Here is a 1,885-nt window from a genome sequence, read left to right as displayed (position 1 = left end):
ACTTGCCATGCTGTCCCGGCACAGGTTGGCAAATACGCCAACCTGGCAATTGTCTACCTTCCCCAGACGGCCGTTCCATTGCCTCGCAACCCCTGTTGAGGCTTCACCCTTCTTCGCAAAACCACTCTCATCAATGATCAAAGTGGCTTTGTCGCCACCCAATAGCGCGTCCGCTTCACGCGCGATCTGTGCACCAAATCCATGCCAATCAATTGCACCAGATGTCAGCATGTGTTGCATAGCCTGGTGATCAACCCCGTTTACTTCGCCCATGCGCAGCATGGTCGCCCGATCGGATTGAAACAGTCCACGCAGATAACCATAAAACGTCGCTGTTGCATCGCACGTCGAGGAGACGAAAAATGATGAAAATGAAGATAAATGCGCGCCAAGCGCTTCTGGGAGCCCCTGTAGGGCAGATTTGAGAGACTGTTTAGTATTTTCACGACATGATCGTGATTAACATATATAAAACAATGGCTTATTATACATCAACTGGATGCCTCATTGGAATTATTTGAATCTGACAAAGTAGAACTAAGTTGATTCTGAAAGAAATAAGAGTAAAAGCGTGGCGCCCCTCTTTTTATTTCAACCAATCCATCGGCTCTGGCCTCATAGATTACGAGAATAAAAATTCATTATTCTGGACCTGGTACCGATATGATGGTGCCGATATGCGGTCCCGATGTGCTACAACAACCGATTCAGATTGTGGCTCGCTTCGCCCTCACAATCTGACCTTATTCGTTAGCGCCGATTGACAGCTTTGTATATTTTGATAATATACATCCATGATCGACTCGGCGCAGATAACAGGCTTTGACTGGGATGAAGGCAATTCGCGCAAGAGCGTGAAAAAGCACGGTGTTTGCCAGTCCGAGGCGGAGCAAATATTTTTTAATGAACCGCTCCTGGTTCTAGAAGACGACAAACACAGCCAAATGGAAGCTCGTTTTCATGCCCTTGGTGAAACCGATGATGCACGCTTGTTGCATGTCACTTTCACATTGAGAGGGAGTGGCACTCTGATCCGAGTGATTTCCGCTCGTTATATGCACCATAAAGAGAGAGCAATTTATGAGCAAACAAAAAAAGATACCCGAGTTTAAGACTGCAGCTGAGGAAAGAGAATTCTGGGAAAGCCATGATTCCACCGACTACGTGGATTGGACCCAGGCTCGACTCGCTTCTTTTCCAAACCTAAAGCCCTCAACCAAAACAATATCTCTCCGCTTGCCCGAATCACTGCTTGATCGCATCAAAATCGAAGCAAACAAACGTGACATGCCTTATCAGTCCCTTATCAAAGCCTGGCTCGCAGAAGATGTAGAAGAGAGCCGCCGTGCGCGATGAAGCGCTAACGACCTGCATCACCAACGGCCCACCCAAACTTGCCGCATCAGAGCCGTCGTGCTTCTTGCCGTCTGGTGAATGCAATGGTTGGAACGGAATGTCACTTTTTATTATTTCATCAAGAACTACATCCATGCACGAGAATAAAAATTCATGATTCTGGACCTGGCCCCGATGTGTGACCCCGATATGCGGGGTGTTGTGGGTGTTGAGGGTTAGATACCCTCAGCGACCCGATTAAAACTTTTCACTAGCTACTAGGGGCGAGCGTACCGAAAACATCTGATAAATCATCAGGTTGCAGAGCCCACCGGTAAGCCGGGTGCACTTCCCAGTCAAAGCCAAAGTCGACGAATTTGTGCGAAAGATATCGACTTTCCTCGAAATAACGCCGTTCAATGTAAACACCCTTCTCTTTCCGTGCTGTTAGGAAGTTTATTAGTCCGAAGTAAGGTTAAAACCACCGCCTTTAAGGCGGTAAGATTTATCTTTTAAAATTTTGGACGTACCATGATGCTAAAAGTAGGGG

General features: G+C 47.1%; 3 protein-coding genes. 2 read left to right on the top strand and 1 reads right to left on the bottom strand.

All coding sequences use genetic code 11. From position 1 onward, the window contains the following. On the bottom strand, positions 1 to 315 hold a 315-nt coding region (locus BLV85_RS14625), incomplete at its 3' end, for a transposase (RefSeq protein WP_342707118.1). Between the two features lie 479 nt (positions 316 to 794). Between BLV85_RS14625 and BLV85_RS14620 the strand changes: the two genes are divergently transcribed. Further along, positions 795 to 1,112 (top strand): BrnT family toxin, encoded by a 318-nt coding sequence (locus BLV85_RS14620; RefSeq protein ID WP_090415947.1) that lies wholly within the window; start codon positions 795 to 797, stop codon positions 1,110 to 1,112. Beyond that, the gene (locus BLV85_RS14615) at positions 1,081 to 1,356 is read left to right on the top strand and encodes a BrnA antitoxin family protein (RefSeq protein WP_090415946.1); all 276 of its coding nucleotides are present in this window, start codon (positions 1,081 to 1,083) and stop codon (positions 1,354 to 1,356) included. The genes BLV85_RS14620 and BLV85_RS14615 overlap by 32 nt, the downstream gene beginning before the upstream one ends. Positions 1,357 to 1,885 lie beyond the last annotated feature (529 nt).

It is taken from the genome of Nitrosomonas halophila, assembly GCF_900107165.1.
GTDB classification, from domain to species: domain Bacteria; phylum Pseudomonadota; class Gammaproteobacteria; order Burkholderiales; family Nitrosomonadaceae; genus Nitrosomonas; species Nitrosomonas halophila.
Note: the sequence above shows the minus strand (reverse complement) of the source record. Positions and strands in the feature narration are given on the sequence as shown.

Excerpts from the sequence above, each read along its gene's own strand:
- BLV85_RS14620 (WP_090415947.1), top strand. The coding sequence starts at position 795 with ATGATCGACTCGGCGCAGATAACAGGCTTTGACTGGGATGAAGGCAAT.
- BLV85_RS14615 (WP_090415946.1), top strand. The coding sequence starts at position 1,081 with ATGAGCAAACAAAAAAAGATACCCGAGTTTAAGACTGCAGCTGAGGAA.